Annotated in this window: 11 protein-coding genes; 6 read left to right on the plus strand and 5 right to left on the minus strand. The window is 60.4% G+C overall.

Going from position 1 to position 12,673, the window contains the following annotated elements:
- Nucleotides 1–72 precede the first annotated feature (72 nt).
- From NW853_RS07725 to NW853_RS07735, 3 genes are all read right to left on the minus strand, one after another.
- Nucleotides 73–1,389 (minus strand): bifunctional folylpolyglutamate synthase/dihydrofolate synthase, encoded by a 1,317-nt coding sequence (locus tag NW853_RS07725; RefSeq protein ID WP_414334695.1) that lies wholly within the window; start codon nucleotides 1,387–1,389, stop codon nucleotides 73–75.
- Between the two features lie 59 nt (nucleotides 1,390–1,448).
- Nucleotides 1,449–3,029 carry a phosphoglycerate dehydrogenase gene (gene serA / locus NW853_RS07730; RefSeq protein WP_414334694.1) on the minus strand — a complete coding sequence of 527 codons (1,581 nt, stop codon included), beginning with the start codon at nucleotides 3,027–3,029 and terminating at the stop codon, nucleotides 1,449–1,451.
- Between the two features lie 220 nt (nucleotides 3,030–3,249).
- Nucleotides 3,250–3,486, minus strand: coding sequence for a DUF3148 domain-containing protein (locus tag NW853_RS07735; RefSeq protein WP_414334693.1), 237 nt, complete (start codon nucleotides 3,484–3,486; stop codon nucleotides 3,250–3,252).
- A gap of 497 nt (nucleotides 3,487–3,983) precedes the next feature.
- Between NW853_RS07735 and NW853_RS07740 the strand changes: the two genes are divergently transcribed.
- The 5 genes from NW853_RS07740 to NW853_RS07760 all read left to right on the plus strand — a co-directional run bounded on the left by NW853_RS07740 (nucleotide 3,984) and on the right by NW853_RS07760 (nucleotide 8,091).
- The gene (locus NW853_RS07740) at nucleotides 3,984–4,205 is read left to right on the plus strand and encodes a DUF2949 domain-containing protein (protein ID WP_041438119.1); all 222 of its coding nucleotides are present in this window, start codon (nucleotides 3,984–3,986) and stop codon (nucleotides 4,203–4,205) included.
- Nucleotides 4,186–5,268, plus strand: a complete 1,083-nt coding sequence (gene mazG / locus NW853_RS07745; RefSeq protein ID WP_414334696.1) for a nucleoside triphosphate pyrophosphohydrolase — start codon at nucleotides 4,186–4,188, stop codon at nucleotides 5,266–5,268. The genes NW853_RS07740 and mazG overlap by 20 nt, the downstream gene beginning before the upstream one ends.
- Before the next feature lie 47 nt (nucleotides 5,269–5,315).
- Nucleotides 5,316–6,227, plus strand: coding sequence for a transglutaminase family protein (locus tag NW853_RS07750; protein ID WP_414348744.1), 912 nt, complete (start codon nucleotides 5,316–5,318; stop codon nucleotides 6,225–6,227).
- A gap of 58 nt (nucleotides 6,228–6,285) precedes the next feature.
- The gene (locus NW853_RS07755; RefSeq protein ID WP_414334691.1) at nucleotides 6,286–7,494 is read left to right on the plus strand and encodes a VLRF1 family aeRF1-type release factor; all 1,209 of its coding nucleotides are present in this window, start codon (nucleotides 6,286–6,288) and stop codon (nucleotides 7,492–7,494) included.
- A 90-nt stretch (nucleotides 7,495–7,584) separates the two neighbouring features.
- On the plus strand, nucleotides 7,585–8,091 hold the full coding sequence (locus tag NW853_RS07760) for a DNA recombination-mediator protein A (RefSeq protein WP_414334690.1): 507 nt from the start codon (nucleotides 7,585–7,587) through the stop codon (nucleotides 8,089–8,091).
- Here the strand turns inward: NW853_RS07760 and NW853_RS07765 are convergent.
- Together NW853_RS07765 and frr are read right to left on the minus strand one after the other, a co-directional pair.
- Complete coding sequence (locus tag NW853_RS07765; RefSeq protein ID WP_414334689.1) at nucleotides 8,079–10,817, minus strand: CBS domain-containing protein; 2,739 nt, start codon at nucleotides 10,815–10,817, stop codon at nucleotides 8,079–8,081. The genes NW853_RS07760 and NW853_RS07765 overlap by 13 nt on opposite strands.
- 130 nt (nucleotides 10,818–10,947) lie before the next feature.
- A complete protein-coding gene (frr, locus tag NW853_RS07770) occupies nucleotides 10,948–11,496 on the minus strand; it encodes a ribosome recycling factor (protein WP_414334688.1) in 549 nt (182 codons plus the stop codon).
- A 485-nt stretch (nucleotides 11,497–11,981) separates the two neighbouring features.
- Here frr and NW853_RS07775 point away from each other — a divergent pair, with 485 nt between their 5' ends.
- Nucleotides 11,982–12,665 (plus strand): polysaccharide deacetylase family protein, encoded by a 684-nt coding sequence (locus NW853_RS07775; RefSeq protein WP_414348745.1) that lies wholly within the window; start codon nucleotides 11,982–11,984, stop codon nucleotides 12,663–12,665.
- The last annotated feature ends 8 nt before the right edge of the window (nucleotides 12,666–12,673 follow it).

A 12,673-nucleotide genomic window follows, 5' to 3' on the forward strand; every position in this document is an offset into this window, starting at 1 on the left:
TAGCTCGGTGCCAGGCTCACCTCTGCCCCCCCACCACCCAACGGGGGGGCTAGTCTTTGCTCAACCCCGCTGTCAACGGGCCAATCCCCATCCCAAGCATTCCCGCATCACTTGGCCCAATAGATACAAAGACCCGCAAACCACAGCCGGTGGCTCCCCAACAGCTTGAGACTCCTGCATCTGAACACAAAAAGTAGACAAATCGGGCAATGCTTGTGCTGAAGCGAGATGGGGTTGCAGGGTTTGGGCCAGTTGGGCCAGTTGTTCGGGATCTGTCCCTAAGTGTCCGGCAATTGGCAAGGCGAAGAAGGAATCTCCCGGTCGCAGCAGGGTGCTGAGAATACCTTTGACATCCTTGGTGCTGAGGATACCGACATACCAGGCAAGGGATCCAGGTTGGTGCTTGTCTAGATAACGACGGAGAGCCTGGGCGGCGGGTAAGTTGTGGGCTCCATCCATCAGCAACTGGCGGCAACCAAGCTGCACCCGTTGTAAGCGCCCCGGCCAGCGGGTGATGGCAAACCCCTTTTCTACGGCGGCATCGGGGATCTGCCAGCCCTGTTGTTGTAGGGTTTCCACAACGGCAAGGGCTACCGCTGCATTGGTGAGTTGTACATCGCCGCTGAGGGGCAAGGTGAGGATCTGCCCTCGCCATCGGACGGTTTGGGGTTGCAACCATTGCAGGGGTTCAACCACCCGTAGGGGGCTTTGCAACTGCTCTGCCTTGGCTCGGATAACTGCTGTAACCTCTGGGGTTTGGGGTGCGCACACTGCTGGGATCCCTGGCTTGAGAATACCCGCCTTTTCAGAGGCAATTTGGGGCAGGCTGTTGCCCAAGCGCTGCCAATGATCCCAGCCGATGGAGGTGATGGCGGTCACCACGGGCTCGATCCCGGCATTGGTGGCATCCAGCCGACCACCCAAGCCCACTTCTATCACTGCCACGTCCACCTTTTGCCGGCGGAAGTACAGCCAAGCGGCAGCGGTGATGACCTCAAACTGGGTGGGAGAAGCCTCGCCAGGAGCATAGGTTTGTAGGCAGTCGCGCACTTGGGCCAACGCTTGGCTCCAGTCGTTGGCAGAAATGTACTCCCCGTTCAGCCAGATCCGCTCCCGCCAGTCCACCAAATGGGGAGAGGTGTAGCGACCGACGCGATAGCCCGCTGCCCACAGCACGTGGCTGACCCAGGCACAGACGGATCCCTTGCCGTTGGTGCCGGCCACGTGGATAGCCGGGATCCCGGCTTGGGGCCGACCCAGGCGCTGCAGCAGGACTTGCATGCGCTCCAGGCTGAGATCCACACCAAAATGGCCCAGCGACTCCAGAAACGCCGGCCAATCCCAGTCTGGGATCTGAGGCAGGTTTAAGGACAGATCGCTCTGGCTCAAGCCAAGACTCCGTCTCGCTAGCTAGGGGAAGTGAGGTTTGGGGATCGCTACCAGCGGCTCTAGAGGTTCACCACAAAAGCGTCGCGAATGCCCGGCTGCTTGAGTACCTCTTCTAGGATCCCATCTGGCAGGGGATCATCTAAGCTGAGCACCATTACTGCATCGCCGCGGATGATCTTGCGGCCCACCTGCATGCTGGCGATGTTGACATTGTAGGCTCCCAGCAGGGTGCCAATTCGCCCGATGATCCCGGGCATATCCCGGTGCAGGGTCATCAGCATGTTGGCGGAAGGGGGCACATTCACCGGGAACTCGTCAATCTGGGTAATCCGCACCTCTCGCTCCCCGATCAACGCCCCCGAAACGGAGCGGATCCCATTGGGGCCATGGGCAATCAACGTCAGGGATCCCGAATAATCTTTCAAGGAGGGATCTCGGGTTTCCACCACCCGAATGCCCCGTTCTTTGGCCTCGATGGAGGCGTTGACGTAGTTGACCCGTTCCCGCAGCGCCAGCGTCAAAAGCCCTTTGAGGGCGGCAATGACGATCGGCTGCCCATCTTTTTCCGCCAGATCTCCCTGCAGGCGGATCTCCAACTGGTTGACGCGATCCCCAGCCAACTGGCCAACCAAGTTGCCCAAGGTTTCGGCCAAGTCCAGGTAGGGTCTCAGGTTTTGCAACACCTCTGCCTGTAAGCCGGGGATATTCACGGCAGAGCGGGCCGGCAGCCCCAGCAACACATCGCGGATCTGCTCGGCCACGTCGATAGCCACATTCACCTGGGCTTCTTCGGTGGAGGCCCCTAGGTGGGGGGTGAGCAGGACTTCCTTGCCCAAAGAAAACAGCGGAGAGTCCTTCAGCGGCTCGTTGGCAAAGACATCCAAAGCGGCTCCGGCAATTTGGCCGGATTTCAGGGCTTCGTACAGCGCCTGTTCATCCACCAAGCCGCCACGGGCACAGTTAATTAGGCGAGCAGTCGGCTTCATCATACGGAAGGTTTCGGCGTTGAACAGGTTGGTGGTTTCAGGCGTTTTGGGAATGTGCAGAGTGATGTAGTCCGATTCCTGTACCAAAGTCGTGAAGTCCACCAGGCGCACCCCCAGTTGCTCTGCCCGCTCCATGGAGAGGTAGGGGTCGTAGGCCAGCAGCTTCATCCCCATCGCCTTGGCAATCTGGGCCACGTGGGAGCCAATTCGCCCCAATCCCACAATCCCCAGGGTTTTTTTGTAGACTTCTACGCCGACAAACTCCTGCCGATTCCATTGGCCCGCTTTCAGAGAGGCATTGGCATCCGGTATGTGGCGCGAGAGGGCCATCATTAAAGCAATGGCGTGCTCGGCAGCGGCAATGGTGTTGCCCTCGGGCGAGTTGACCACCAGGATCCCGGCTTTGGTTGCGGCAGGCACATCGATGTTATCGACTCCAACACCCGCCCGCCCGATGATTTTCAAGTTCGTCCCCGCCTCGATCACCTCGCGGGTGACCCGTGTGCCGGAGCGCACCATGATGGCATCGTAGCTGGGGATAACCGCGATCAACTGCTCTGGGGTGAGCTGGGTTTGCACATCCACCTGAGCCACTTGAGAGAGGATATCGATCCCCGCCTGATCGATGGGATCTGTAACGATAACTCTGGGCATAAGCAGCGCTGGTCTTGTGGGATGGAGGGCAACAGAAGCAGAAGAACCAATTGCTGCCAGTTAAGGCGGATCCCAGCGGATAAGCCAAACCTTGATCCAACCTCAATTGGCACACTTTAATCTACCGCGAAAGTCCGCCGGTAAGGTGAAAACTCAATTCTGCAGCAAGCTGTCCGATCCCAAAAACCCATCGAGCTGCCTTGGAAGAGAGATGGGCCCGTTAAGACAGGGATCCCACCGGGGCAATATATTTCCCGTCGATGAGAAAGACGCCATTGGCAAATTGCACACAATAGGTGCCCAACAGCCGCCGCTGCAGGATCACCCCTTGTTCGTGCAAGCGGATCAAATGGGCCGGGCGCAACATCGGCATCGGGTCAGCCGTCTTTAGATAGGGCGGTATCTCCACCACCTGAACCGTCGCCCCCACCGGCAGTAACCCCTGAGCTTCAGACATAGGGAGAGTTCATGCTGCAACCATCTCTAGCTTAGCCGAGACCTAGGCCGGTGCAGGCCCGAAACCTGACCCGACCCAAACAACAAGGCAAAGCCCAGAACCCACTGGATCCCTGAGCCATTAATGTAAGATTTTTATCTTAAGTACCGAAGTTGCCAGGATAAAAAGGTAACATCTTGCTCAAGCTCCCTGGTTTTTCCCAAGAGGAAAAGCTAGCCAGCCTTTTGAGATGCTGCCAACTGTTCGTGAGTCTGCTATCATACCATGACCTCTTCCAACTGTTTTTTGTATCTTTGGATACGAAAACCTCATTTACCCGAGTAATCTAGGGGTTTTCTCGCTGTGGAGCTGTGGGCGCAGGGCTTGGCAAACCGGCCTTTGGCCCACTCGCTGGCCAGATCTTTGCCGAAATCCTATAGGAGTGTTAAGAATAGTTACATTGGTTGACTATCTTCTCAGTTTTCACAGTCGTCCTTCTTCAGCGCCGCGAAACGACCATGCTAGATCCGATTCCCCCCCCAGCCCTTGAGGAATATCTGTTGGAAACGGGTATTATCGACCGTTCTCAACTGAGTTTGGCCAAAAAGCTGCAGCATCGCCAGCAAGGGCCGTTGCTGATGATTCTTTTGGAGTTGAGTTTCATCGATCTAGAGCAGCTCAGCCGCCTTTTGGATTTGGGCCGCACCTACCCTTTTGACCATGCTGCAAACGCTGGATAGTCTTCAGCCCGACTGGCAACAGGCGCTGGCTCGGTGGTCTACTGCGGAGCAGGGATCCCTGCTGCTGAAAAGCTGTGGGGGAAAGGATCTGGGGGAGTTACGCCGTTTTCTGCAACAGGTCTGTGCCCCTGTCCAGTCTGTTACGCTGCTGGCAGAAGGCTTAGAGGTGGTGGCCGGCCCCTTGACGCTTCAAAGCTGGGATCCGCAGACAACGGGCCATTTTGCCCACCTTTATCTGGAGCGTCCCGCCTCTACTCTGCACCTGAGTCGTTTGGCGGCGATTGTGGCTCGGTTGCGTGCTCCCGACGGCTGCCCTTGGGATCGGGCCCAAACTCCAGAGTCTCTTACTCCCTACATTCTCGAAGAGGCGTATGAGGCGGTAGCGGCCATTCGCGGCGGGGATCCGGCAGCGATTGCCGATGAGCTGGGGGATTTGTTGTTGCAGGTGGTGCTGCAGTCGCAGATCTTTGCCGAGCAGAACCACTTTGATCTGGAAGCTGTGGCGGCGCGGATTGCCGATAAGCTGATCCGTCGTCACCCCCACGTATTTGGGGAGGCTGTGCCGGCAGACCTGGCCGAGCTGCACCGCTCTTGGGAGCAGATCAAGCAAGAGGAGCAACCGGATCAAAGCCTTGGTCAAAAGCTGCTCCACTATGCTCAAAGTTTGCCCCCCCTGATGGCTGCTCTGAAGATCTCCCAAAAGGTGGTGGGAGCGGGATTTGAGTGGCCAACGGTGAAGGGGATCTGGGCCAAGATCCGCGAGGAAGAAGCCGAGCTGCGCCAAGAATTGGAAAGGGATCCCCCCGATCCGGCCCGACAGGCAGCCGAGTTGGGGGATCTGCTGTTTGCTCTGGTCGACTTGGGCCGTTGCTATGGCTTGGATGCTGCCCAAGCGCTGGCTCAGACCAACCTGCGTTTTGCCCGTCGTTTTTTGCGCATGGAAGAGCTGGCCCAGGAGCCGACAGGATCCATGCCCGGCGATGGCAAAGGCTCCATGCTCAAAGGACGCAGTCTCCAGGAATTGGAAGTTCTCTGGCAACAGGCCAAGCAAGACCATCCCTAGTTCGTCTGGGGTTGGGCCGGCTCTGAGGAGTATCCATTCACCGAACCGTGCAAATTCAAATCCGCCATTTCATCGAATACCGCTACAGTTGTCCGGTGCAACTGGAGCCCCACACTGTGCGCTTGCGACCCCGTTGCAACGGGATCCAAGCCCTCTTGGCCTTTGATCTGCAGGTGGATCCCCGCCCGGCAGGCCAATCGGAGCTGGTGGATCTGGATGGCAACGCGGCGGTTCAGCTCTGGTTTGGGGATCCCACCGAACATCTGCGCGTCCAAACCCAGTCCACCGTGGTCACCCTGCGGCGCAACCCCTTTGACTATCTGCTCTGCGATTGGGCCACCCACCTTCCCATCAACTACCCCAGCACGCTGGCAGCCCAACTGCAGCCCTATCTGGCGACCCAGGCAGATGCCGGCATCCAAAGCCTGGCCTGGGAGCTCTGGGATCAGGTGCAGGGGGAGACGACGGCTTTTTTGCCGGCGCTTAACCAACGCATCTACTCCGAGTGCCGCCACATCTTGCGGGAAAAGGGGGATCCTTGGCCCGCCGGCCTGACCTGGCAGCGCAAAACCGGCGCCTGCCGTGACCTGACGCTGGTGTTTATGGAGGTCTGCCGCACCGTAGGCTTGGCCGCACGCTTTGTCAGTGGCTACCAGGTCGGTTCTTCGCAGCCGGCGGGGGAGACCACAGAGCCTGTGCATCGTCATCTGCACGCCTGGGCAGAGGTGTATCTGCCGGGGGCCGGTTGGCGGGGGTTCGATCCCACCCAAGGGCTGGCCGTGGCCGATGGCCATGTGGCTTTGGCGGCCAGCGCCTACCCCAGAGATGCCGCTCCTATCTACGGCCATTGGCTGGGCAGGGGTGTTCACAGCCACATGAGCTACACTATCCAGATCCAGGCAGAATCTTCTCCCCAAGGCCAAGCCCAACTGAGCTCCATCTTGCGTGGGATCCCTTGAGGGATCTGCCGTCGCATTCCCTACTTTAGATATCTTGCAGTGAAGCCCTTTCAAAACCATGGACGAGCTCAACACCCTGATCCGGGATTTGCAAGCTGCCTTTGGCGACAGCAGCACGCCGGTGCTCTCGTTATACGCCGACATCAACCCTGCCCGTCCTGAAAACGCCCGCCTTGCCTGGGTGGGACGCATCAAGAACGCTATCAAAGAGCTGCCGGAGTTCCGGGAGGGCAAGCGGGATCCTTCTCTCTACGAGCAAATCCTTGCCCTGCTGGAACAGGAGCGCCCTTCCGCCCGCACCTTAGTTCTTTTTGCCAGCCGCAACGCTGATGGCAAGCTAGTGCTGCGTCGAATCGACCTGCAGGTGGAGCTGCCCGTAGTGGATCTGGCCCACGGGCGGGTAGAAGCCCGCTGGGGTGAGCCGTACTTGACCCCTTTGATTTTCGCCTTCGATGAATATGAGCGGGCCGGGGTGTTGCACCTGTCCGGAGCCAGGTGGCACTTCTACGAGCTCTTTTTGGGAGAACTGCGGGAGGACACAGAAGTCTTTGCCAACATCAGCGCCGACGAGTGGCGAGAACTCCAGGAGCTGGCCGGCCGCATCGAGAATGTCGTTGCCGAGCGTCGCGCCCGCAGCGGCGGCACCTTCGACAAACTCTCCCCCAAGGAGCGGGAAGCGGCCAAGGTCAGCCTCTGGATGCACAAGCTTTACGTGCGCCTGGCCCACGCCCTCGACAAAGCGGTGGATCGCCTGGGCATCGAGCGCCTGGTGCTTATGGGCGAAGCCTGGCAGGTGTCTCACTTTGAGGGCTACCTCAACCGCGGCTTGCGCAACCGCATCGTCGCGCGGGTGGGGCATCCGACCAATTTCCACGCCCCCACACCGCAAGACATCCTCGAGCGGGTGCTGCCCGTCCTGGAGGCCGCCGAGCGCCGAGGGGAACTGGCCTTGTTGGAGCGGATTCGGGAGCAGCCCGGCGCTTGGGGCGTGGACGCGGTGCTGGACGCTCTCCAACTGGGTCGGGTGGAAATTCTCGTCCTGCCCTGGAGGTTGGAGACTACCATCTGGCGCTGCCCAGACGGCTCGGTGGGGGGAACCCAGGAGATGGCCCGGCTCCTCTGCCCAGAGCCGCAACCGGTGGCGCTGCGGGATCAGGTCTGGGTGCTGGCCCGCGATTTTGGCGCCAAGCTGGAGTTTGTCCGTGGCGAGGCCGAAGACCGCTTGCTCCACGAATTCCAAGGAGCAGCCGCGCTGTTGCGCTGGTAGAGGCCGCGACCCAATAAGGCCGGATCCCAAGGCGAAAAATTGGGCTAGCATAGCCTAGCCAAGATCTTGAAAGTTTGCCGAGGGATCCCGTTGACCCAGTCTATTGATCTTCCCACCAGCGTTGACACCTTTTTGCAGGAGCTGGCCGCGATTCAGCAAGTTGGGCCGAAACGAGTGGCAATCCTGGGCAGTCGTCACGTGCCCATCACCCACCAGTACCTCATCGAGACCCTCAGCTATGCTTTGGCCCTCACCGGCAACCAGATCCTCACCTCTGGGGCCATTGGCACCAACCTGGCCGTGATTCGGGGGGCGATGCGGGCGGACATGAAATCGCTGACGGTGATCTTGCCGCAAAGCCTGGAGCGACAGCCGGCAGAGTCGCGGGCCAGCCTGGAGCAGGTGCTGCATTTGGTAGAGCACCCCGAAAATGACCACCTTCCCCTGGCAGAAGCCAGCCGCCTGTGCAATCTGGAGATCATCAGCAAGTGTCAGCAGTTGATCTGCTTTGTCTTTCACGACAGCGTCACGCTCCTGGATGCCTGTAAGCACGCCGAGGAGCAACACAAGTTGGTAACTCTCTTCTATTTCGATTGATGGGGCTCCTCGCTGGGTTGAGCTGGCGGCAAGGGAAAGTGTTCTTGTAGCCAGGCTTCGGCTTCTGCCGGGGTGGTGAGTTCGCCGTTGAGGGTGAGACAACGCAGTTGCTCCAAGATCGCCTGGAAAGAGCGACCTGGCCTATAGCCCAGACGACGCAGGTCATGGCCGTTGAGGAGCGGCTTGACCCAGTGCCACTCCTGCAAGTAGCGCCAGATCAGTCGCCGGGCCGGTTTGTCGGCAAGGCTGGCCAACAAAATCACCGCCGGGATCCGCAGCCCCTGCAGCCGTTGCACCACCTGGGCAGGAGACAGGGATCCAGAATTCAGTTGGGCCAGCAGGGTTTGGTAGTGGGGGAACTGGCTGAGGCGTTCGACGCCCGCTTGGGTGAGGTGGAGCTGGTTGGCTACCTGGGGCGCTTGGGGCAGTGTGAGGAGGAGAGCCTCGAGGCGCAGTTGCCAGATCTCCTGGGAGCCCAGCTCGGGATAGCGGCGGCGAAAGTGATGGGCCCAGCGGCCCACCCGCTGCAACCGCCGACACAGGGAGGGATCCCACTCCAGGTCGGGGTGAATACAGCGCAAGGCTCCCCATTCCGCCAGCCGCTCAAAAGCCTGCGGCCAATCGCGGGATTGGAAAATGTAGGCCAGCTCTTGCTTGAGGCGATCCCCGCCGACAGCATCGTGCAGGCCACTGGCCACGGCAGCGCGGATCCATTTTTCTGTGGTCGAGTCCAAGCTAAAGCCCAGGCGCACCGCAAAGCGCACTGCTCGATAGATGCGGGTGGGATCCTCGATGAAGCTGTTGGGGTGCAGGGCGCGGATGATCCCCTGCTGCAGATCCGCTTGTCCGCCGAAAAAATCCAGCACCTGTCCCCGCTGGGGGCCGTTGAGGCGCAGGGCCAGGGCGTTGATGGAAAAATCCCGCCGGTAGAGATCTTGTTGGATGGATCCCATGGCCACTTCGGGGGGCGAGGCCGGGTAGGGGTAAAACTCGGTGCGGGCACTGGCGATATCCACACAAAAGCCGCCTGGCCAGATCAAAGCCGCCGTTTGGAATTTGCCGTGGATCTCCAGCCGCGCTTCTGGGAAGTGCTGTTTGAGCGCTTGTCCCAAAATCAAGCCCCAGCCTGGGGGATCTGTCCCGGCGATAGCCAAGGGGTAAGGCCCATCCACCACCAAGTCCAGATCCAGCCGCTCCAGGTTGGGTGAGGGCGGGCGCCCCCACCGGTGCAGCAACAGATCTCGTACCGTTCCCCCGACCAGATACACCCTCAGGCCCTTTTCATCGGCGATGCGGGCGGCCTGCTCCAGCAACTGTCGATGCCGTTCCGACAGAGCCGCGAAGGTGAGATCCAGAGGGCAGGAAAGGGCAGGGGAAGCCAACTGCGGCGAGAGGGCCGGCAGCTCGTGTAGATGCCGCAACACGTCGGTGCGGGTCACGATGCCCACCAACTGGTCATCCTGGAGCACGGGCAGGCGGCCAATATCCCACTGCACCATCAACCGCTGGATCTCCGCCAGCGGCGTGTCGGGGGAGAGCGTCTTGACGTCGGTGGTCATGTAGCCCTTGACAGGGGCATGGCCAAACCCGTGGTGCAGGGCGATATCGATATCCCGCCGCGAGATCACCCCCACCAAGCGGCCTTGGGCATCCACCACCACCAGGCCAGAATGGCCATAGCGCAACAGCACCCGCTGCGCCTCGTCGATGGTGATCTCCGGTCGGATGGTGCGCACCGGGGCCGACATCAAGTCTTTGGCCGTCACCGGGGGTGGGATCCGCGCTTTGACCGCCTGGCTGAGGGCCGCCAGGACTTGGGCCGGGTCGGGCAAAGGCTGGTCGGGGCTGGCTTTCAGCGTGGCCGCCGCTGCACAGTCGTGGCCGCCGCCACCGTAGAGGGCCATCACCTGGCTCAGGCGGGCAAACTCCTGCCGTGCCCGCCCGATCAGGCTCAGCCGCTCCCCCTGCCGCGCCACCAAGAGCAGCACGTCCACCCCCGTCAGATCCATCAGCCGCATCACCAAGCCGGCCAAGCCGGGCACAAACTCCGGCAGCTCCAGCAGCCACGTTCCCAGGCGATACTCCCCCACCTGCTCTACCTGCATCTGGGCCAGCCCCTGGCTGAGCAGTTCGCGCATCTGGGGGGTGAGGCCATCCCCCAAAAAGCGCCGCAACAAGACCAGGTTTACCCCCTGCTGCAACAGCCAGCTCAGGGCGGCAGCATCGCGGGCGGTGGTTTCCGGGAAAGTCAGGGATCCGGTGTCCATGTGGATGCCCAAGGCCAGCGCCAGCCGCTCAAAAGGGCTGAGGGGGATCCCGGCAGCCTGCAGCCGCTCCACCAGCAATGTACAGGTGGATCCCACAGCCTCGATATGGCAGGTAACCTGCTGCTGCGGCCAAAAGCAATCTGGCGGGGTTTCCGGATCCTGGAGGTGGTGGTCGAAAATCTCAATCTGCGCGCCGGGGACATTCACCCAAGCGGCGGCCTTGCCCAGGCGATCCGGATCGTGGCAATCCACCACAATCCACCGCTGCACCTGGCGGGGATCCACCGAACGCAGCTCGATGAGGGGAAATTCATCCCGGTACAGGGCCAAAAACTCCTGTACCCCCGGCAGGGATCCCCCGGTCAAGGCAATGCGGGCTCCCGGGTACAGGCGCGCTGCCCCCACCGCTGCCCCCAAGGTGTCGAAGTCCGCCGCTTGATGGCACAGGATCAGATCCATGGACAGCTATGCCCGCCGCCTTCTTCCTTCCATCCTGGCCCAACCTGGGATCCCGGCCACAGGGAGAGAACTGCCGCTTGACTGCTGTGGGCCAAAAATGAATTGGCAGGGGTGCTTCAAGGACAAAGCCTTAAAGAGTGGTCAGTTCCTTTTCTTTTTCTGCCAGCAGCTCATCGATTTTCTTGATGTAGCGGTCGGTCAGTTTCTGGATATCCTCTTGCAAGCTTTTGGATTCATCTTCCGACAGCTCGCCGTTTTTCTCCCGCTTGCGCACCGAGTCGATGCCATCCCGCCGGATGTTGCGGATCGAGACCCGACCCTCTTCGGCCAGTTTGGCCACCTGTTTGCTCAGCTCTTTGCGGCGTTCTTCCGTCAGAGGGGGAATGTTGAGGCGCACCACCTTACCGTCGTTACTGGGGGTTAAGCCCAGGTCAGAGGCGACAATAGCCCGCTCAATGGCCGCCAAGGTCGAGGGATCAAAGGGCTGGATCAAGAGAGTGCTGGAGTCTGGCGTGGTAAGGCTGGCCAAGGCCTTCAGGGGAGTGGGCACGCCGTAGTACTCCACCTGCACGCGATCCAGCAGGCTGGCATTGGCCCGCCCGGTGCGTACCGTATTAAAGGAGCGCTGTGTGGCTTGCACAGCTTTGTTCATCAACTCCTCAATCTCAGCTAGCTCCACGGCGTTTTCCTCGCTTTCAAAACAGTTTCCAGGCTTTGGCAGCCAACTCGACACCTCTACGGTCAGCCTGACCTCAATTTTACTGCTTCGTTGGGATCCGCAAGGGATCCAGATAGCGACAGCACGGCCAGATAGATCCAGTTTGCCCTAGTGCCGGCTCTTGGCTTCCCAGCAGTTGATGAGGTGAACCTCAGCCAAGCGGGATCCTTCCTACGCAAGAGATGGATCTAGAGATGGACCTATATTGCTAACGCTGGAAGAAGCTGCGACTGGATTGCTGTGGGCGGTCACACGTAAACTACATTGTTGTCCGGCTTCTCGCATTCCTCCCGACGCAAGGACTCCGTCCCGCTTCGCGACCGGCTACGCCAGAGCGCGGGGCTTCTGCGGTTTCTAGCTGAATGGGTTGCTTCAACTGCTCGCTCAACGCTGCCGGGAACTGGCTCTAGGCTCAAGCTATCTGTAGACTTGCCAGGCTAACGGAAATGCTCTTTTCTTCTCGGCAAATCTTGCCCTCATTCTTCTACCCACCCCTGCATTGGGGCCTCAAGATCCTCTTTCCCGAGGGCCTGTGGGAGCTGCCGGCAGATCCCCATGCTCGGCGGGTGGCCCTCACGTTTGACGATGGCCCTCACCCCGAGTACACCCCGGCTCTGTTGCGGGTTTTGCTGGATTTTCAGGTGCCGGCCACGTTTTTTGTCCTGGGAGAACGGGTGCAGCGCTGGCCCCACCTAGCCCGTCAGATCCGCCAGCAAGGTCACCGCATTGGCCTTCACGGCTGGCAGCATCGCTCTTTTACCCAGCTTGCCCCCGACGAACTGCGGCGGAGCCTGAAGCGCAGCCAAGCTGCCCTGGTGGCTGCCTGTGGCGGGATCCCCGGCGATTATCGGGCTGTGCGCCCGCCCAATGGCTTGTTTTGGCCGCAGACGCTTGTGGATCTGCGCCGCTGGGGATTCTTTCCAGTCATGTGGAGCGTAGTGCCCGAAGATTGGCTGGAACCACCGGTAGCGGTGGTGGTGGAGCGGGTGCTGGCCCAGGTACAGCCTGGCTCCTTGATCGTGCTCCATGATGGGATCCAGGGGGGATCCCAAGTGGCTGAGGTGGCGCGGCAGTTGATCCCGGCTTTGAAGGAGCGGGGGTTTGAATTTGTCCACTTGCCGGATCCCTAGAAGATCTG

Origin of the sequence: Synechococcus sp. H55.11, assembly GCF_047462475.1 — a bacterium.
Taxonomy (GTDB): Bacteria; Cyanobacteriota; Cyanobacteriia; order Thermostichales; family Thermostichaceae; genus Thermostichus.

Bases quoted from the DNA above. Each gene is read 5' to 3' on its own strand.
- mazG (WP_414334696.1), top strand. From the start codon at position 4,186: ATGCTGCAAACGCTGGATAGTCTTCAGCCCGACTGGCAACAGGCGCTG.
- NW853_RS07765 (WP_414334689.1), bottom strand. From the start codon at position 10,817: ATGGATCTGATCCTGTGCCATCAAGCGGCGGACTTCGACACCTTGGGG.
- NW853_RS07775 (WP_414348745.1), top strand. From the start codon at position 11,982: ATGCTCTTTTCTTCTCGGCAAATCTTGCCCTCATTCTTCTACCCACCC.
- serA (WP_414334694.1), bottom strand. From the start codon at position 3,029: ATGCCCAGAGTTATCGTTACAGATCCCATCGATCAGGCGGGGATCGAT.
- NW853_RS07740 (WP_041438119.1), top strand. From the start codon at position 3,984: ATGCTAGATCCGATTCCCCCCCCAGCCCTTGAGGAATATCTGTTGGAA.
- NW853_RS07735 (WP_414334693.1), bottom strand. From the start codon at position 3,486: ATGTCTGAAGCTCAGGGGTTACTGCCGGTGGGGGCGACGGTTCAGGTG.
- NW853_RS07755 (WP_414334691.1), top strand. From the start codon at position 6,286: ATGGACGAGCTCAACACCCTGATCCGGGATTTGCAAGCTGCCTTTGGC.